The 16,957-nt window shown below is 72.5% G+C and carries 18 protein-coding genes; 11 read left to right on the top strand and 7 right to left on the bottom strand.

What is annotated here, in order from left to right; genetic code table 11:
- The first annotated feature begins 236 nt into the window (after positions 1-236).
- Positions 237-947, top strand: a complete 711-nt coding sequence (locus ABTY61_RS39720; RefSeq protein ID WP_350510103.1) for a hypothetical protein — start codon at positions 237-239, stop codon at positions 945-947.
- A gap of 65 nt (positions 948-1,012) precedes the next feature.
- On the opposite strand, the gene ABTY61_RS39725 is transcribed toward ABTY61_RS39720, so the two are convergent.
- A complete protein-coding gene (locus tag ABTY61_RS39725; RefSeq protein WP_350510104.1) occupies positions 1,013-1,393 on the bottom strand; it encodes a winged helix-turn-helix transcriptional regulator in 381 nt (126 codons plus the stop codon).
- 105 nt (positions 1,394-1,498) lie between these two features.
- Here ABTY61_RS39725 and ABTY61_RS39730 point away from each other — a divergent pair, with 105 nt between their 5' ends.
- Positions 1,499-2,338: an NAD(P)H-binding protein gene (locus ABTY61_RS39730; RefSeq protein ID WP_350510105.1), complete on the top strand. Its 840-nt coding sequence runs from the start codon at positions 1,499-1,501 to the stop codon at positions 2,336-2,338.
- A 74-nt stretch (positions 2,339-2,412) separates the two neighbouring features.
- Here ABTY61_RS39730 and ABTY61_RS39735 read toward each other — a convergent pair whose 3' ends face one another.
- Positions 2,413-2,763 carry a cyclic-phosphate processing receiver domain-containing protein gene (locus ABTY61_RS39735; protein WP_350510106.1) on the bottom strand — a complete coding sequence of 117 codons (351 nt, stop codon included), beginning with the start codon at positions 2,761-2,763 and terminating at the stop codon, positions 2,413-2,415.
- A gap of 92 nt (positions 2,764-2,855) precedes the next feature.
- A complete protein-coding gene (locus ABTY61_RS39740) occupies positions 2,856-3,524 on the bottom strand; it encodes a TetR/AcrR family transcriptional regulator (RefSeq protein WP_350510107.1) in 669 nt (222 codons plus the stop codon).
- 105 nt (positions 3,525-3,629) lie between these two features.
- On the opposite strand from ABTY61_RS39740, the gene ABTY61_RS39745 reads away from it, so the two are divergent.
- A complete protein-coding gene (locus tag ABTY61_RS39745; RefSeq protein WP_350510108.1) occupies positions 3,630-4,850 on the top strand; it encodes an alpha/beta hydrolase family protein in 1,221 nt (406 codons plus the stop codon).
- 110 nt (positions 4,851-4,960) lie between these two features.
- Here the strand turns inward: ABTY61_RS39745 and ABTY61_RS39750 are convergent, their stop codons facing one another.
- Positions 4,961-6,412: an amidase gene (locus ABTY61_RS39750; RefSeq protein WP_350510109.1), complete on the bottom strand. Its 1,452-nt coding sequence runs from the start codon at positions 6,410-6,412 to the stop codon at positions 4,961-4,963.
- Between the two features lie 167 nt (positions 6,413-6,579).
- Here ABTY61_RS39750 and ABTY61_RS39755 point away from each other — a divergent pair, with 167 nt between their 5' ends.
- Positions 6,580-7,194 (top strand): TetR/AcrR family transcriptional regulator, encoded by a 615-nt coding sequence (locus ABTY61_RS39755; RefSeq protein WP_350510110.1) that lies wholly within the window; start codon positions 6,580-6,582, stop codon positions 7,192-7,194.
- A gap of 261 nt (positions 7,195-7,455) precedes the next feature.
- The gene (locus ABTY61_RS39760; RefSeq protein WP_350510111.1) at positions 7,456-8,274 is read left to right on the top strand and encodes an SCO4651 family lipoprotein; all 819 of its coding nucleotides are present in this window, start codon (positions 7,456-7,458) and stop codon (positions 8,272-8,274) included.
- A 370-nt stretch (positions 8,275-8,644) separates the two neighbouring features.
- On the opposite strand, the gene ABTY61_RS39765 is transcribed toward ABTY61_RS39760, so the two are convergent.
- Positions 8,645-9,730, bottom strand: coding sequence for a hypothetical protein (locus tag ABTY61_RS39765; protein ID WP_350510112.1), 1,086 nt, complete (start codon positions 9,728-9,730; stop codon positions 8,645-8,647).
- A gap of 98 nt (positions 9,731-9,828) precedes the next feature.
- Here ABTY61_RS39765 and ABTY61_RS39770 point away from each other — a divergent pair, with 98 nt between their 5' ends.
- Positions 9,829-9,957 (top strand): hypothetical protein, encoded by a 129-nt coding sequence (locus ABTY61_RS39770; protein ID WP_350510113.1) that lies wholly within the window; start codon positions 9,829-9,831, stop codon positions 9,955-9,957.
- A gap of 50 nt (positions 9,958-10,007) precedes the next feature.
- On the opposite strand, the gene ABTY61_RS39775 is transcribed toward ABTY61_RS39770, so the two are convergent.
- The gene (locus ABTY61_RS39775; protein WP_350510114.1) at positions 10,008-10,955 is read right to left on the bottom strand and encodes a phosphotransferase family protein; all 948 of its coding nucleotides are present in this window, start codon (positions 10,953-10,955) and stop codon (positions 10,008-10,010) included.
- Between the two features lie 439 nt (positions 10,956-11,394).
- Here ABTY61_RS39775 and ABTY61_RS39780 point away from each other — a divergent pair, with 439 nt between their 5' ends.
- On the top strand, positions 11,395-11,919 hold the full coding sequence (locus ABTY61_RS39780; RefSeq protein WP_350510115.1) for a hypothetical protein: 525 nt from the start codon (positions 11,395-11,397) through the stop codon (positions 11,917-11,919).
- Between the two features lie 452 nt (positions 11,920-12,371).
- Here ABTY61_RS39780 and ABTY61_RS39785 read toward each other — a convergent pair whose 3' ends face one another.
- Positions 12,372-12,674, bottom strand: coding sequence for a hypothetical protein (locus ABTY61_RS39785; protein WP_350510116.1), 303 nt, complete (start codon positions 12,672-12,674; stop codon positions 12,372-12,374).
- A gap of 36 nt (positions 12,675-12,710) precedes the next feature.
- Here ABTY61_RS39785 and ABTY61_RS39790 point away from each other — a divergent pair, with 36 nt between their 5' ends.
- From ABTY61_RS39790 to ABTY61_RS39805, 4 genes are all read left to right on the top strand, one after another.
- Positions 12,711-13,883, top strand: coding sequence for a CopD family protein (locus tag ABTY61_RS39790; RefSeq protein ID WP_350510117.1), 1,173 nt, complete (start codon positions 12,711-12,713; stop codon positions 13,881-13,883).
- A gap of 190 nt (positions 13,884-14,073) precedes the next feature.
- The gene (locus tag ABTY61_RS39795) at positions 14,074-14,478 is read left to right on the top strand and encodes a nuclear transport factor 2 family protein (RefSeq protein ID WP_350510118.1); all 405 of its coding nucleotides are present in this window, start codon (positions 14,074-14,076) and stop codon (positions 14,476-14,478) included.
- A 122-nt stretch (positions 14,479-14,600) separates the two neighbouring features.
- On the top strand, positions 14,601-16,079 hold the full coding sequence (locus ABTY61_RS39800; protein WP_350510119.1) for an FAD-dependent monooxygenase: 1,479 nt from the start codon (positions 14,601-14,603) through the stop codon (positions 16,077-16,079).
- A gap of 260 nt (positions 16,080-16,339) precedes the next feature.
- Positions 16,340-16,861, top strand: coding sequence for a TerD family protein (locus tag ABTY61_RS39805; protein WP_350510120.1), 522 nt, complete (start codon positions 16,340-16,342; stop codon positions 16,859-16,861).
- Positions 16,862-16,957 lie beyond the last annotated feature (96 nt).

The following is a 16,957-nucleotide window of genomic DNA, read 5'->3' on the forward strand; positions in this document are numbered from 1 at the left end:
GCCCGCGGGGCCGGCCCCCCGCCCCCCGCCCGGGCCCGCCTCGGGGTGGGGGGGGGGGGGGCCCCGCGGCCCTTCGTGCGCACGGGGCGGGAGCGGGGGCGGAACGGCGCACCGGCGGTGACCGGTCGGTCGCCCGGTGCGGCCGGTCCGGGGCCGCCGTCGGCTCGGCGCGCCCGCCGGGGCGGACTCTGCGAGGCTGAGGGGGACAGCAGCCTCGATCGAGGGGGCCCGCATCGATGTCAGCGCAGAAGCCGGAGCCGTCCGGGCGGAAGGCCCACGTCGCCGCGCTCCGGGCCGCGGAGGTCCGGCGCGCACGGACCCGGCGATGGCTGGTCGGCGGCCTGGTCGGCCTGCTGCTGCTGGCCGTGGTCGGCGTGATCGCCGTCGTGATCGCCGACAACCAGGGCAGCTCGGCGCCCTCCGGCGTCCCGGCGCACCCCCGGACCACCGCCGAGGGCCGGACCACCCCGCCGCCCTGGGACGCGCCCGCCGACGCCACGGCGGCCGCCAAGGCGGCCGGCCTGCCGATGCTCGGCGCCGAGGGCACCGCCCTGCACATCCACACCCACCTCGACGTCTACGCCGACGGACAGCCGGTGACCGTCCCCGCGCTGGTCGGCATCGACGAGAGCGCCCAGCGGATCAGCCCGCTGCACACGCATGACACCAGCGGCGTCATCCACATCGAGTCGCCGGTGAGCGCCGACTTCACCCTGGGCCAGTTCCTGACCGAGTGGCAGGTCTCCGCCTCCGCCGACCACCTCGGCGGGCTGCGCACCGACGCCGCCCACACCCTGACCGCGTACGTGGACGGCAAGGCGGTGGGCAGCGACCCGGCGGCGATCGTGCTGCACGCCCACGACGAGATCGCCCTGGTGTACGGCACGGCCGCGGAGAACGCCACCGTCACCGTGCCGAGCGGCTACAACTGGCCGAGCGGGCTCTGATCCGCCCCCGGGCCCGGTCCTCGCACTCCGGGCACTCCGGGCACTCGGGCACTCGGGCACTCCGATCAGCCGGCCGGCGCCAGGTCGCGCGGCGGGAGCCGACGGGTGATCCGGTCGAACAGCTCCCTGAGCGGCTCGCCGAGTTCGCGGCCGAACTCGGTGAGCCCGTAGCTGACCTGGGGCGGCGTGGTCGGCGCGACCTCCCGCCGGACCAGGCCGTCCTGGACCAGGACGCGCAGGGTCTGGGTGAGCATCTTCTCGCTGATGCCCTGGATGCTCTCGCGCAGTTCGTAGAAGCGCAGGTCGTTGTTCCGCAGGGAGATCAGCACCCAGATCCCCCAGCGGCTGGTCACGTGGTCGACGACGTCGCGCGCGGCGCAGTCGGTGTGAAACACGTCATACCGGCCCCCCGGCTCGGCCGCTCTGTACTGCAGGCCTTCCTTCATGTGTGGAGCTTACTTCAAGGTATGTCCTTACCAAAAGTAAGTCGATGCTCCTAGTTTGAAGGCCTCGGAGTCCATCCGAGACCGACGAGTAGTGGGAGCAGGAACATGATCGTGGTGACCGGAGCCACCGGGAACATCGGCCGGCCGTTGACGCAGGCGCTGGCCGGGGCCGGCCGGGAGGTGACGGCGGTGTCGCGGCGCCCGGCGGCGGTGCCGGACGGCGTCCGCCACGCGGTCGCCGACCTGGCCGCGCCGGGCGGCCTGAAGCCCGTACTGGCCGGGGCGGAGGCGCTGTTCCTCCTGCTGTCCGGAGACCTGCACGCCGCCGGGGCCGCGCCGGCCGACCTCATCTCCGACGCCGTGGCGGCCGGGGTCCGGCGGGTCGTCCTGCTCTCCTCCCAGGGGGTGGTGACCAGGCCCTTCGGCCCGACCCGGATCGCGATGCGCGCCCTGGAGGACAGGCTGCGCGAGTCCGGGCTGGAATGGACCGTCCTGCGGCCGGGCGGCTTCGCCTCCAACGCCCTGTGGTGGGCCGGATCCGTGCGGGCCGAGCGGCTGGTCGCCGCGCCGTTCGGCGACGTCGGGGTGCCGGTCGTCGACCCGGCGGACATCGCCGAGGTCGCGGCCGCCAGTCTGCTGGACGGCCGGCACGCCGGTGGGGTGTACGAGCTCACCGGCCCGGAGGTGATCACCCCGCGCGGGCAGACCGAGGCCCTCGCCGCCGCGCTGGGCGCGCCGGTGGGGTTCCGCGAGCTCACCCGCGCCGAGGCCAGGGACGGCATGGCCCGGAGCATGCCGGCGGAACTCGCCGACGACACCCTGGACATCCTCGGGGACCCGAGCCCGGCCGAACTGCGGGTCAGCCCGGACATCCAGCGGGTCCTCGGCCGCGCCCCGCGCACCTTCGCGGACTGGGCCGCCCGCAACGTCGCCGCCTTCCGCTGACGCCGGGCGACGCCGCATGGCCCACCGGGCGGGGCCGCCCGGTGCCGGCCGCTCGGCGCCGCGCTCGGGTCGGCTCAGGACAGGCCCTGAGCCGTCGCCCGCCGGACCCGGTAGTTCCAGCGGGTGAGCGACCGGACGACGGTTGCGGCACCGATCGGATTGGCGCTGTGGACGAAGACCGTTCCGATCCGGAAGGGCCGTCCGTCGAAAGCGGCCTCCTCCAGGAGGGTCACCACGGGCATGATGCTGTCGTCGCCGCCGAGGTCGTGGTCGAGCCAGAGTTCGTCGATGAAGCCGTCGCGATGCTCCAGCAGGAGGCGGACGCCCTCGCGGCTCGTGCGGGCGATCCGGGTGGCTCGGGGGAGCGGCCGGAGGTCGTCTATGCCGAGGATGACCGGCGTCGGCGCGGTCGGGGTGTCCTTCACCCGGTCATCATCGCAGTTCAGTCGGCCGCCGGGGCGTCGAGGGCGAGGGTGAAGCCGCACCGGTCGCACCGACGCCGGCGGTTGCTGGAGTACTAACCGGCGCTGCCGTCCCTGCTCCCGCCGCCGAGCAGCCGGTCGACGAGGCGCTCCGGGTAGCAGGTGTCCGGCGGATCGATACCGAAGACCGCCCGCAGGTAGAACGGCGCGATGAGCTGGTCGAGGATCTCCTCCAGCGGCGGCGGGTGCTCGCCCCGGTCCGCGGCCCGGCGTCGGATCTGCTCGATGGAGTGCATTCGGCGCCGGAAGTGCCGGGTGCGCTCGTCCTGGGTGCCGGCGTTGCCCGGCATGGAGAGGATGACGGCGCGGACCAGGGCGCGCCCCTCGGGGGTGCGGATGCTCGCCACGCTGGCCTCGGCCCAGGCGAGGAGGTCGCCGCGCAGGCTTCCGGTGTCGGCCAGCGGCGAGTCCCGTTCGAGGCGGGTGGTGACCATGTCGGCCAGGAGTTCGTTCAGGCTGCCCCAACGCCGGTAGAGGCTGGTGTGGTTGACGCCCGCGCGGTGCGCGATCGCGGGGATGCCGAGCTCTTCGCCCGCCGGGTCGGAGAGCAGGTCGACGACCGCCTGGTGAACGGCCTCGCGGACCTGTTCGGGGCTCCGGCGGAGGCGGGCGGCGGGCTGCTTCGGTGTCGGGGCCGACGGTGGGGCGGGCTGCGGAGTCGGATCTGGAGTCGCAGTCGTCTTCGGAGTCGTCTTCGGAGTCACCCCCACATCGTAAGCACAGATGTTTGCTTCATGGCGCCCGGAGGGTCTACAGTTCCCGCATCAAGCACAGATCCGTGCTTAACGTCTTCGAGGAGAGTGCGGGCGATGAAGCAGCTGCTGTTCCCGAACAACATCCAGTTCTGGTACGAGACCCTGCGGTCGATGAGTCACATCGCCTACGGCGGCGCGGACTTCGGCGAGGTCGTCGCGACCGCAGGGCGGATCACCGAAGGCGACTACGCCAGCTGGTACACCGAGTGGCTGGCCACCGCAGACCGGGTGGCCGGCGAGGCGGACAAGGCGCTGGCGGCCGGCCACCGGGTGAGTGCCAGGGACGGCTTCCTGCGGGCGTCGAACTACTACCGGTCGGCCGAGTTCTTCCTGCACGGCCACCCCTGCGACCCGCGGCACGACCACGCCTACGACCGCAGCGTCGCCTGCTTCCGCTCGGCGGCCGCGCTGTTCACCCCGGTCATCGAGCCGGTCGAGATCCCGTACGAGGGCACCACCCTGCCGGGCTACCTGTACCGCGTCGACGACTCCGGGACGCCGCGCCCGACGCTGATCATGCACAACGGCTTCGACGGCACCGCCGAGGAACTGCACTTCTTCGGGGCGATGGCCGGCGTCGAGCGCGGCTACACCGTGCTGGTCTTCGACGGTCCCGGCATGCCGGGACCGCGCCACCATCAGGGCCTGGTCTTCCGCCCCGACTGGGAGAACGTCATCACCCCCGTCGTGGACTTCGCCGAGACCCTCCCCGACGTCGACAACAGCCGCATCGCGCTGGCCGGCATCAGCATGGGCGGCATCCTCGCCCCGAGGGCCGCGGCCTTCGAGCACCGGCTGGCCGCGCTGATAGCCGTCGACGGCCTCTACGACCTCGGCCAGACCGCCGTGCGCAACATCCCCGGCACCCGTGCCGAAGCCGAGCAGGCCCTGCGCGCCGAGTCCGCCCCGGAACTCGACGTCGCCATGGAGCGGATCATGGCAGAGGACCCGATCGCCCGCTGGGCGATCAACCACGGCATGTACGTCATGGGCGTCGACACCCCTCGGGCCTTCAACGCCTCCTACCTCGACCACACCCTGGCCGGCGGCATCGCCGAGCGGATCCAGTGCCCCACCCTGGTCTGCGACGCCGAGGAGGACATGTTCTTCAAGGGCCAGCCCGAGCAGCTCTACGAGCACCTCACCTGCCCGAAGACCCTGATGCTGTTCACCACCGAGGAGGGCGCCGGAGCCCACTGCCACCCCGGGGCCATGCGGTTGACCCAGGCCCGCATCTACGACTGGCTCGACGACACCCTCGGGGCGACCGCCTGAGCCGCCTGAGTCGCCTGAGCCGCCTGAGTCGCCTGAGTCGCTTGAGCCGCCGGCGCCCCGGCGCGCCCCGGCTTGATCCGCCGGGGCGGCCCGGGCGGCCCGGCGGCCGCTCAGCGGCTCGCGGGGTGCCCCGCCCACACCGCGGGGGTGTGCCCCGACCACGGGCAGGCCGCTTCGAGCTGCCCGGCGAGGCGGAACAGCAGGTCCTCGCGCCCGTACCCGGCGGCGAACTGCATGCCCACCGGCAGTCCCGTCGCGGGATCGTCGGCCACCGGCACCGACATGGCCGGCGTGCCCGCAAGGTTGAACGCCGCGGTGAAGGGCGAGAGGTCGAAGAGCCGGCGCAGCCAGCCGAGCCCGTCCAGGGCCTCCGCGCCGCGGCCGTGGGTGCCCAGGGGCACCGGGAGGTCGGGCACGGTCGGGGTGAGCAGGACGTCGTACGCCCCGAAGGTCGCCGCCAGGGTGCGGGCGACCCGGTTGCGGACGGCGAGCGCGTCCACCAGCTCGGCGCCGGTGACCCGGTGCCCGTAGTGGTAGCTGGCCAGGATCGGCGGTTCGAGGGTCGAGAGGTCAACCGGTCGGCCGGTGGTGGCGGCCAGTGCGTCGACCGACACCGCCAGGTTGGCCGTCCACTGGCGGGCGTTGGCCAGGACGAACTCCTCCCAGTCGACGCCGAGTTGGGGCGCGGCCTCGGCCACCCGGTGGCCGAGGGACTCCAGCAGGCGCACCGTGCGGGCGAGCGCGTCGGTCACCGGCGGCGCGGTGCGGCGCCCGCCCCAGGCGTGGGCCAGGACGCCGATCCGCAGCCGGCCCGGGTCCCGGCCCACCTCCTGGGCGTACGGGCGGGCGGGCTCCGGGGCGACGTACGGGTCGCCCGGCGCCGGACCGCCGACCAGGTCGAGCAGGACCGCGCTGTCGCGCACGGTGCGGCTGACGCTGCCGTGCACGGCCAGGCCGTTGAAGATCTCGTCCACGTCGGGCCCGACGGGTATCCGGCCGCGGGTCGGCTTCAGCCCGAACAGGCCGTTGTAGGCCGCGGGGATGCGGATCGAGCCCGCCGCGTCGGTGGCGTGGGCGAGCGGCACGATCCCGGCGGCGACGGCCGCGCCCGCGCCGCCGCTGGAGCCGCCCGCGCTGCGGGTGAGGTCCCAGGGGTTGCGGGTCGGGCCGTACAGGACGGGCTCCGTCGTGGTGCTGTAGGCCAGCTCCGGGGTCGCGGTGCGCCCGAAGGTGACCAGTCCGGCCCGGCGCAGACGGGACATCAGGGTGGAGTCGGCGGCGGCGACGGTCCCGGCCGCCAGTCGGCTGCCGAGTTCGGTGCGCCGACCGGCCACGGTCACCCCGAGGTCCTTGACCAGGAACGGGACCCCGGCCAGCGGGGTGCTGCCGGGGTGGGGCCGGTCGTCGGCCGGCCAGGTCTCCACGACGGCGTTGACCTGCGGGTCGACGGCCCGCACGGCCTCCCGGGCGGCCGCCGCCACCTCGGCGGGGGACACCTGCCCCCGGGCGATCAGGTCGGCGAGCCCGACCGCGTCGAAGCCCGCGTACTCCTTGACGTCCAACTGGATCACTCCTGGAATCGAGAACGGTACCGACTGGTCCCGGGCGATACCGATTGGTATCGCCCGAGACGGACTGGTACCGTAGCAGGCGGCGAAGCCCGGGCAGTACAGGAAGCACGGGCAGTGCAGGACACGCAGCAGCGAGCGGCCGGAGGCCCGGAACAGCCATGACAACCCCCGCCCGGCGACCCGGCCGGATCGCCAAACTCCCGCCCCGCGAGCGCATCCTCGACGCCGCCGAGGAGCTGTTCCAGAGCGAGGGCATCCGGCGGGTCGGCGTCCAGGCCATCGCCGAGAAGGCCGAGACGACCAAGATGGCGATCTACCGCCACTTCGAGACCAAGGACGCCCTCGTCTCGGAATGGCTGCGGATCGTCGCCGCCGACTACCGGGCCGCCTTCGACCGGGTCGAGGCCGAGCACCCCGGCCGGCCCAGGGAACAGATCCTCGGCCTGGCCCGCTTCATCGCCGACGGACTGCCCGCCGTCTCGCACCGGGGCTGTCCCTTCATCAACTCCATCGCCGAACTGCCCGACCGCGACCACCCCGCACGGCAGGTCATCGAACAGCACAAGCAGCACCAGACCCGCCGCCTGGTCGACCTATGCGTCCGGGCCGGACTGCCCGACCCCGAGCAGACCGCCGCCGAGATCACCTTCCTCCTCGAAGGAGCGCAGGTCAGCGCCCAGAACGGGGGCATCGACCGGCCGGGCGAGCGGCTGATGCGTATCGTGGAGGCGATCGTGGACCGGGCCGCAGCGCCCGCGCCGAGCGCTCGCTGACGCCGGAGCCGGAGTGCCCCGCCGCAGGGGCACTCGGGCCCGCCGCCGCCGTGCCGCCGCCACCGTCCTCGGGCTGCTCGGCACGGCGCTGTTCCTCTTCCCCGCCGTCGCCCGGCTGCCCGCGGGAGGCAGGCGCTGCTCCGGGAGGTGGACGATCTCGTGCATTTGGCAGCTCTGACCTGCGCAAACAATAATGACGACCGTCGATTTCGAATCAACTGCGGAGGAACCAGAGCTGTGCGAGTGACGGGGAGGGGCATCGTGGCGGCGGCCGCGGGGGCGGCGCTCACGGTGGTCCTGGTGGGCTGCGGTGGTGGAGAGTCCCACAGCAGCACGGCGGGTGCGAGCCCGGCCGGGGACAAGGCCGCGAACAACGCGAGCAAGCGGACCGACGCTCCGACCGTGCTGATGGCGGCGGCCAAGAAGACCGCGGAACAGGCCTCGTACCGGACGATCCAGACGGGGGAGGGTGGCTCCGACAAGTCCGAGATGCTGTTCCAGCGGCAGCCGTACGCCTCGGCCATCACGTCGTGGGGCGAGAAGACCGCGGACAACCCCACTGGCGTCACCCAGGTGATGGTCACGGGCGACGTGGGCTTCATGAAGTCGGGCCAGATCCCGGGCGACCGCTGGTACCGCATGGACAAGCCCGCGACCGGCGGCGCGTCCAACGCGCGGGCGGCGGGATCCGTCAACGAGGTCGCGGGCGCACTCGCCGCCACCGGGTCCACCTCGTGGGTCGGCGAGGAGCAGGTGGGCGGCCGTCCGGCCGACCACTACCGCGGCACGGTCGTCTTCGAGGAGCTCGCCCGCTACACCGGGCCCGCCATCAACGACGAAGTACGCGACTACTACGTCCAGTTGGCCAAGCGGCGCGGCGAGACCTCGGGAGTCCTCGACATCTGGGTCGGCAAGGACGACCTGGTCCTGAAGTCCCAGCAGGTCACCAGCGGCAGCAAGGGCCAGGCCCAGCTCCTCGAGGAGTACTCCGACTTCGGCACCGTCCCGGCCATCACGGCACCCCCGGCCGAAACCGTCGGCACCTGGGACGAGTTCCTCGCCGGCATGGCCAAGCACTAGTAGTACGTCGTCGGGCCTGAAGTGGCCTGGGCGGACCCGCCGTTGCCTGGCCAGGCGCCCGCTCGGCGAGCCTGCCGAGCGCCTCCACCAGGGTGCCCGACTGCGCCTGCTCCACACCGCCCGGCACGTCACCCCCACGGCCCGGGCGCCGCACGGTGAAGCCCTCGGGCGGCCGGGCTCGTACACAGCCCGGCCGCCCGACATTCCAGCCGCCCACAGCCGGCACGCGTCAGAATCACGGCGCTGCGGTCGGCATGTCGGCCCCGACCGCCACGACCGAGGGCGGACAACGGCTGCTATACGGGCGCAGTGTCTGTTCCCCCCCGGATCGGTGTGCCTTCCGGCATCCGGGGCGGCCGGAGGGCGGGCGTCAGTTCTGCCGGGCTCGGAGCGCGGCGACGCCCCGGGCGAGGTCGAAGGCGGTGACGGGGTCGCGTTCGTTCGTCCATGGTTCCGCGCCGCACCAGGGGCCGATGCGGCGGAACTGCTCCAACGCGGCGCCGTAGCGTCGTGCCTTGACCAGGTAGTGGGCCAGGAGGTGCCGAAGGTGGTACAGGCTCTGGTCGTCGTCGGGGGCCTGGTTCAGTGACCGGGCGACGGTTTCCAGCAGGTCCTTGGCCGTGCGTGAGGACGGCAGGGCCGAGGGGCCGGAGCGTCGGGTGAGTTCGTACAGCGCGTGCAGGTAGACCCCGGCGAGCGGGCTGCCGGCCGGGGCCTTGCGCGCGCTGCGTTCGGCGAACTCCATCATCAGCTTGTTCGTGCCGGCCCACTTCGCGCACCAGTACTGCAGGGCCTGGCAGTGGCCCTCGTAGTGGTGCGGGGCGCGGGTGAGGAGCTCCTTCCAGAGCCGGCGGAACTCGTCATGGTCGTACCGGAGCCCGCGGGCGGCGGTGACCATGACGACCCAGGGGCCCGGGTCCTCGGGCGCGAGCGGGGCGGCCTTCCGGGCGGCGTCCATCGCGGCGTTGAGCTGGACCATGAATCGGGCCATCCGGCCGGCCGGGACGTCGTGCGCATAGTCGTTGCCGCGGATCGCCCATGCGCGGTGCAGGAGTTGCCGGGCGTGGACGGTGGCGGCGGTACAGTCCTGCGGCCGGGCCCGGAGCCAGGTCTCCAGCCAGGCATCGTCCTCGTCGGCGAGCTGTCGCAGGAGTTCCTGCCGGGACCAGCGTTCGTCCCAGTCCTGGCCGGCGGCTTCGACGAAGGCGGACGCTGATCGCCAGTCGCCTCCCCACGCCTCGTCTGCGACGGCCTGGACCTCCTTGGAACGGTGAGCGGACTGGGGCGGCCCGGCCCGGTGCGCGTCGAGCTGCTCGCGCGGCGGCAGCCCGTGGGCGGCCGGGTCGAAGCGGGGACGGACCCAGAGCGCCAGGCCGGCCTGCCGCAGGCGCGAGCCGACCCGAAAGCGATAGGCGAGCGGGACGAGACCAACGGCTATCACGAGGAGGAGATTCACCGGGTGATCATCCTGGGAACCGTCGCAACTGACAACAGCCGTCATCGAGGAGCCCTGCGGACGAGTGGACAGGTCTCGACGATCTTGAGGATAGGCACGTGCCCCTGCAGGGCAGGACCCGCGCCACCGCCCACGGCCGCCACGAGATCTGCCGCATCAAGACCTGCACCGTCGCACGCGGCCTCGCTGCCCCCCGGCGCCCACTCGCCATCTTCGGCGTCACGTGATCGAACCTGACCGCCCGAACGACGCCACCCTGGTGGCCGCGGGACAGGCCCTAACCTGCCAGCCGGGCGATGTCATCGGCGATATCGCCCAAGGGGCCGACCGTGCCGATCGAACGGAACCAGTCCCACAACTCGACCGCGTGGTAGAGCCGGTAGAGTTCGAGCCGCTCGACGGCGTCGGTGGGAAGCGGCCCGTAGCCTTCGAACAGTGCGCTGCGTTCGGCCTCACCGCGTCCGAGGGAGTAGTAGTCGGTCTTGGCCAGGTCGATCAGCGGGTCCGCGGCGATCGCGTTCTCGACGTCGATCACCCCGGTCACCTCCCAGCCAGCCGAACGCCGTGCGACGAGCACGTTGCCCTCGTGCAGGTCGTTGTGGCAGAGCACGGCGGTCCCGCAGTTGTCGAACAGCGCACCGTCACGCTCGACCCGCCGCGCGACCGCGTCGTGCAGCCGGCCGTCGCCGCCCAGCGACTTGAACTCCGTGAGCTTCTTGGCGAATTGGCGCCGCATATGGCTCCCGTTGTCGAAGCGCGGATCGAGGATGCGGTCGGTCATATAACCGTAGGCCTCCTGGCCGATCTGATGAATCGTGGCCAAGGCGGCGCCCATCTCCCGGTAGAACGACGGAATTCGTGCCGAGTCCAGATCCTTCGACGCCTCGGACAACGGGCGCCCCTCCAGCAGGCTGAGCACCGTGACGGCCCGACCTCCAGGCCCTCCGCCCGGCGTGTGGTGCAGCACGCTGGGCACCGGCAGGGATCCAAGGCTCGCGAGCATCCGATAGACGCGGACCTCCTTCGCCTGCTTCCACGCCCACTCGGGCGCATACACCTTGAAGATCGCGCAGTGGGTTGGATCAGCACAGCGCATCTCGTACACCGCGCTCAACTGGCCGCCCGTGCGCGGCACCGCTTCGATGACCTCGGCGTCGGGGAACACCTCCCGCAGCAGCCTTTCGGCCCACACCATCCGGGGAGGCAACTGATCCGATTGCGACATGCGTGGACCCTACGCATCGGGGTGCAGCACAGCAATCGGTTATCACGCGCTGTCCGCCGACAGACCCGGGCCGGTCCCACTGCCGGAGCCGGCCGAGAGACCATCGCGGCAGCAGCGGAGCCACCCGCCCCCACAGGTCGTCCGGAACAAGCTCAACACGCACTCGGGCGCCCTGCCAACCAAGATCGTCAAGTGCAAGGCCTACCGCTCAGCTCATTCTGAGCCGATCGGTAAGCGGTGCGCCTGACCCGGTCCGGTCACCGGGTGCTTCGGGGGCACTGTCCCGATCCTGTCACCGGCGCGTACTGGAATGGTGAGGGTCAGTCAGGTGACTGGTGCAAGCGATAGGTTCAAGATCGCAGACAGTCGGTCTGCTGTTCGACCCCACGACAGGTTGCTCCGAAGGGCTGGAAACCGCTCAATGAATCGTATAACGCGCTTGTCGGCCGTCATGGTCGCCGGTCTCTCGGCCGCTCTTGTCACCGGTTGCTCGAGTGGGAGCTCGCCCGCGTCCGACCAGGCGACCCAGTCGGTCGCCGTAACGAGACAGCCCGCAGCCCCGAGCGGTCAAGCCGCGCCGATCGAGGCCAAGGGCGACGGCAGCGGCACCCTGACACTGAGTGGGAATCACGGTGTATTCAAGTTCGACAGCGTGAGCTGCGCCGGCTCCAGGGACGTCTCTGGCAAGCTGGTCGCGACCGCGGGAAGCAAGGATGACGAAAAGGTCAGTGCCATCCTCAGCTTCGGCGGCGACGGGAAGTTCAACCTGCTCCTGACGAACGGCGACGAGGCTACCCCGGTGCTCTGGGCCGGTGAGGCGTCGACCGGCGCGACGGCGAGTCGGACCCTCGACACCGTCACGCTCAACGCCCTTCCGGTCACGGCCGCCACAATGGCCGGAGAGACGGATGGCATCACGGCCAGCGGCAAGCTGACCTGCGGGTCGACGGACGCGCTGCTCTGACCGTGGCCGAGTCGGGCGGGCCTCCCTCCCGCCTCTTCCGGGCGTGCGACGTGCGACGCCGGGCAGTGTTTGAAGAGCGTTTCGCCCGGTAGATGGTGTCTGATCCCGGGTCAGGTTCCGCGCCAGTTGGGCGTGGTTTCCTGGGTGAGTCGTCGGCGCATGAGGTCGATCGGAGCCGCCCGAGCCCGAGCCCGCGCCCGCGGCCGGGTCGGCGGGCGGCCCGGCATCGCCATCCCGAGATCATCCGGGCCTGCCACTTGCAGAAGCAGTTGCGGCTGATTCGCCGGCTGGCCCACGCGGTCGACGAGCAGCGGGCCGTCACAGTCCGAGGCCTGTCCGCTGGTCGGACAGCTTCTCCGCCGACCGCCGCCGAGGCGCAGCGGTGGCGACAGCCGGGGAGAGCGCGGCGAACCCCAGGTGATGGGCTCTTGGATCCGCTCCGCGCAAGGCTGTCACCAGCCGGGGTAACGGTCCCGCCAGTGCGGGTCGCGGGGCGGTACGTGGTTGCCGCCGCCGGGGGAGTCGAGGTCCTGCTGGAGCGGGTCTCGGGCCAGGGCGTCGAGCATCCAGGCGAGTTCGGGCCGGCTCGGCAGCTCGGCCGGCAGCGCGTCGACGCCGTGCGCGGCACCGAGCGGTGCCCCGGTGGTGGAGGCCGCCGAGTTGTCGTTCTCCGCGAGGCAGCGGACACCACGATCAGTGTGCGCGGTTTCGACCTGCGCCTGGTCCGTGCCGTCCGCGGCGCCGGAGGCCCGCACTATGGCCTCGATAGATATTTAGGTTAGCCTTACCTTATGCACTCTGCTTCATTGGCCGCGACCACGGCCGGATACGCCATGCCCCAGCTCTGGCGGATCCTCACCAAGACCGGCTACTTCCTCGGCCTCAGCGGGGCCATCGGAGCCACCGTCACCTATGTGACCGCCGTGCGCCCCGCCCTGCGTGCTCCGGAATCGGGCGCCGGGGACGCCGAGGTCCTGCGGAGGCGGTCTGCCGGTTTCCTCACCTGGGCCGGAGCGCTCCTGCTGGTCACGGGCTACTTGCAGCTCGCCGCCCGCGTCGCCCGAGCCGGCAAGGGCATGCCCTTCGGTGACGCGCTCGCCCCTGGTCGGATCCGGGACTTCCTTCAGGCGCCTGCGGCCAAGGGCGCCTGGATCGCCCAGGGTACCGTCTATCTGGTCCAGAACGCCGTCCTGGTCGTGACCGCCGCCGCACTGATCGCCCTCTTCGCGCCGGCCGCCCGCCGTCACGTCGACCGGATCGCCCTCGCCGCGCTGCCGCTCTCCCTCGCCGTCACCCTGATCGGCGCCGTGCCGACCACCGCCCCCGTCGGGCTTGACGGGTGGCTGAACCTGGTCTTCGACCAGGCCCACATCGTGTCCGGTGTCGTCTGGCTCGGCGGCCTGGCCCTGCTCGTCGTCCTGGCCGGCACCCGCAAGCGCCTCGGTGGGGGCGCCGGGCTGCTGTGGGCCGACCTGTGGCGGCGCTTCGGCTTCGTCGCCATGGTCTGCGTCGGCGCGGTCACCGTCTCCGGACTGTGGCTGAGCTGGCGGCACGTCGGCGGGATCTCCCAGCTGTGGACCACCGGGTACGGCATCGCCCTGCTCGTCAAGATCGCTTTGGTTGCCGGGCTGGTCGCCGCGGGTGCCTTCAACCAGTTCTGGTTGATGCCCCGGATCGCCCGGGCGCGTGCTGCGGACGACAGTGCCTCGCTGCTGCACCTGACGCTCCGGCACTTCCCGAAGGTCGTCTGGGGCGAGGTCGTCCTCGGCGTCGCCGTGCTCGCCGTGATGCCGTTCGTCTCCGGCTCGGCCCGCACCGAGGCCGGCAGTCCGAAGGCCGTCTCCTCCGGCACCGTCTTCGCCGGCGGCGCCGCTCTCGCCATCGCGCTGGCCGTCTCCCTGTATGCGACGGCGAAGGCGTCCGACGCCCTGGCCCGCCGGTCGGCCGCATCTGAAGCTGCCTGACCTGCCAGTCGTTCCACCGAGCAACGCGAGGATGCCCCGGCTTTCAGGTCGGGGCATCCTCGCGTTGCTCGGTGGAGGAGCAGCGTCGGCCCGAAGATAGCGTGCGCGAAGCACGCAATCTGTAGTACGGTGCATATGCGTGCTCGAAGCACGCACATTCCGTCGAAACGCGAACCCCAAGGGGACCGTCATGACCACCGTCAGCACCCACACCGACGCCCGCGCCGCCCTCACCGACCTGCTCCTCACCCCCGGCCTCGACCTCGACGAAGCCGCCGACCGGCACTTCACCCCCGACTACCGCCAGCGCACCGACGGGAGCTGGGCGGACCGCACCGAGTTCCTCGCCCACATCGCCCACCTGCGCACGGTCGTCGCCGGCGGCTCGGTCGAGGTGCACGACGAACTCTCCTCCGGCGACCTCTACGCCGACCGCCACACCATGACCATCACCAAGACCGACGGCTCCACCGTCCGCATCGAGGTCTACCTCTTCGCCGAGTTCGCCCCCGACGGCCGCTTCCGCCGCATCGAGGAGACCACCCTCATGCTCGAAGGCTCCGACGCCGACCGGAACCTCGGCAGCGCCCGCTGACCCGCACACCCACCTGACGCCACCTACCTGACGCCACCTGACGCCCGAGGCCGCCCCGGCCCGGCACAACGGCGCGCCGCCGTCACGGCGCACCGCCCCAACACCGAGAGGAAGTGGTCGACATGCTCGACGTGCTCATCGCCGGGGCCGGCCCGGTCGGGCTGTGGCTCGCCGCGGAGCTGCGCCTGCACGGGGTGGAGGTGACCGTCGTGGAACGCCGGGCGGCACCGGACGGGCGCTCGCGCGCGGTCGGCATGCAGGCCGGCACGCTGGACACCTTCGCCACCCGGGGACTCGCCCAGCGGTTCATCGACCGCGGCACCCCGGTGCCGACCGGCCACTTCGGCGCGGCGACCACCCGCCTGGACTTCTCCACGGTCGGGGCGGTGCACCCCTTCATGCTGGCGCTCGGTCAGTCCGTCACCGAACAGCTCCTGGAGGAGCACGCGCTCGCCGTGGGTGCCCGGGTACTGCGCGGGCAGGAGGTCGTCTCGCTCACCCAGGGGCCGGACGCCGTCGAGGCGGTGATCCGGGCCGCCGGTTCCCACCGGAGCGTCCGGGCCCGCTGGGTGGTGGGCTGCGACGGCACCCGCAGCGCGGTGCGGCAGGCGGCCGGCATCGACTTCCCCGGCCAGGACAGCACGCTGACCGGGTGGCTCGCCGACGTCGAACTCGACGACCCGCCCACCGCGCCGCTCGCCGCCACCGGGCCGGCCGGCTCGTTCCTGGCGGCCCGGATCGGCGACGGCGTCCACCGGCTGGCGGGTCTGTCCACGGCCACCATGCACCGCGGCACCGGCGAACCGCTGACGCTGGAGGAGGTGCGCGAGCAGACCCGCGCGCTGCTGGGACGGGACCTGGGCATGCGCAGCCCCCGGTGGCTGTCGCGCTACGGAAACGCCACCCGACAGGCCTCGCGGTACCGGGCCGGACGGGTCCTGGTGGCCGGGGACGCTGCGCACATGTTCTTCCCGGCGGGTGGGCAGGGCATGAACCTCGGCATCCAGGACGCCGCCAACCTGGGCTGGAAGCTGGCCGCCACGCTCCAGGGCCGGGCACCCGACGGACTGCTCGACAGCTACGACACGGAGCGCCGGCCGGCCGCCCGCGCCGTCATCGACAACACCCGCGCGCAGCTCGCGCTGTTCGCGGCGGCGACCCCGGAGCAGATCGCGCTGCGCGAGGTCTGCTCCGCCGCACTGGCCGAACCGCGGACCAACCGGCAGTGGGCCCGCAGGATCGCCGGCTTCGACGACCCGCTCCCGCCCGGCACCGCACCCGACGCACACCCGCTGACCGGCACCCGACTGGCCGGCCTCGCCCTGAACGCGGCCGACGCGCCCACCGCCCACCCGCTGATGCACCACGGCCGACCCCTGCTTCTTGACCTCGACGGGACACGGACACCGTGCACCGCGCCCGGCCTGGACCGGCAGGCGGCAGCCGTCAACGCCGAGTCATCGCACCCGGCCTGGCGGGACGTCACCGCCGTCCTGATCCGTCCGGACGCCCGGATCGCCTGGGCCGGCACCGACCCCGACCCGCAGCGCCGCGCCGCGGACTGCCGCACCGCCCTGCGTGCCCTGTCCCGTCTCGTCTGAGCCGGCCGTGGGTGGGGCGCGACGCCGGTCTACCGGTGATCTGGCCTGCCGCCGGCAGCAGTCGGGCCCCGGCCGGGCGGGGCTCGGCGCCCTCGCCGACCGGTACCGCCCGTAGCACGCCACCTCTGTCAGCCGGCGCGCCCGGTCCGGCGGGCCGGCTCCTCCTGGCAACTGCCCTTCACCGGAGGTCGGTTGCCCGGTCCCGGACGGGGCGGCCATGGCATGATGGCAGGTCGGTACGCCGACGGACGGAGTCTCCTGTGAGCAGTCTCAACAAGGGCCTGGAGCGGATCGAAGTGGACCTGCTGTGGGATCCGAGTCCCGCCGGTACCGCGCCCCACGACCTGGACCTGATCGCCGCGACCTATGTCACCGACGGCCCGGACGGCGCCCCGGCCTATCTGGTGCATTTCGACAGCCGATCCCCCGACGGCACGATCACGCTGAACCGGGACAGCCGGGACGGCCGGGGCCTCGGCATCGACGAGCGCATGACCCTGGAACTCGACCGTCTCGCGAACCGCTACCGCAAGGTGGTCGTGGGCGTCGCGATCCAGCAGGGCGGCGGCCGGGTGACCTTCACGGACATAGCCCACCCCGCCGTCCGGATCCGGGAGCGGCACGACGAGCTCGCGGCGCTGGACCTCGCCGGTGTCGCCGGGGCGACGGCGGCGCGGGTCGCGGAGTTCGTCCGGGACGACTCGGGCGCCTGGAGGTTCCGGCCCGGCGTCCGCGGCTTCGACGCCGATCCGGCCACCTTCTCCCGGATCATGGGCAGTTGAGCAGTGGCCGGGCCGGACCGCGCGGCGCCGGCTCGCAAAGCGTTCCTCTTGTCCACGATTCCAACTTACCCGCCGCTTACGGGACGGCGCGCGTCG

Origin of the sequence: Kitasatospora sp. NPDC096128, assembly GCF_040303105.1 — a bacterium.
GTDB lineage: Bacteria > Actinomycetota > Actinomycetes > Streptomycetales > Streptomycetaceae > Kitasatospora.

Excerpts from the sequence above, each read along its gene's own strand:
- ABTY61_RS39745 (WP_350510108.1), top strand. The coding sequence starts at position 3,630 with ATGAAGCAGCTGCTGTTCCCGAACAACATCCAGTTCTGGTACGAGACC.
- ABTY61_RS39795 (WP_350510118.1), top strand. The coding sequence starts at position 14,074 with ATGACCACCGTCAGCACCCACACCGACGCCCGCGCCGCCCTCACCGAC.
- ABTY61_RS39800 (WP_350510119.1), top strand. The coding sequence starts at position 14,601 with ATGCTCGACGTGCTCATCGCCGGGGCCGGCCCGGTCGGGCTGTGGCTC.
- ABTY61_RS39725 (WP_350510104.1), bottom strand. The coding sequence starts at position 1,393 with ATGAAGGAAGGCCTGCAGTACAGAGCGGCCGAGCCGGGGGGCCGGTAT.
- ABTY61_RS39790 (WP_350510117.1), top strand. The coding sequence starts at position 12,711 with ATGCACTCTGCTTCATTGGCCGCGACCACGGCCGGATACGCCATGCCC.
- ABTY61_RS39755 (WP_350510110.1), top strand. The coding sequence starts at position 6,580 with ATGACAACCCCCGCCCGGCGACCCGGCCGGATCGCCAAACTCCCGCCC.
- ABTY61_RS39730 (WP_350510105.1), top strand. The coding sequence starts at position 1,499 with ATGATCGTGGTGACCGGAGCCACCGGGAACATCGGCCGGCCGTTGACG.
- ABTY61_RS39720 (WP_350510103.1), top strand. The coding sequence starts at position 237 with ATGTCAGCGCAGAAGCCGGAGCCGTCCGGGCGGAAGGCCCACGTCGCC.
- ABTY61_RS39775 (WP_350510114.1), bottom strand. The coding sequence starts at position 10,955 with ATGTCGCAATCGGATCAGTTGCCTCCCCGGATGGTGTGGGCCGAAAGG.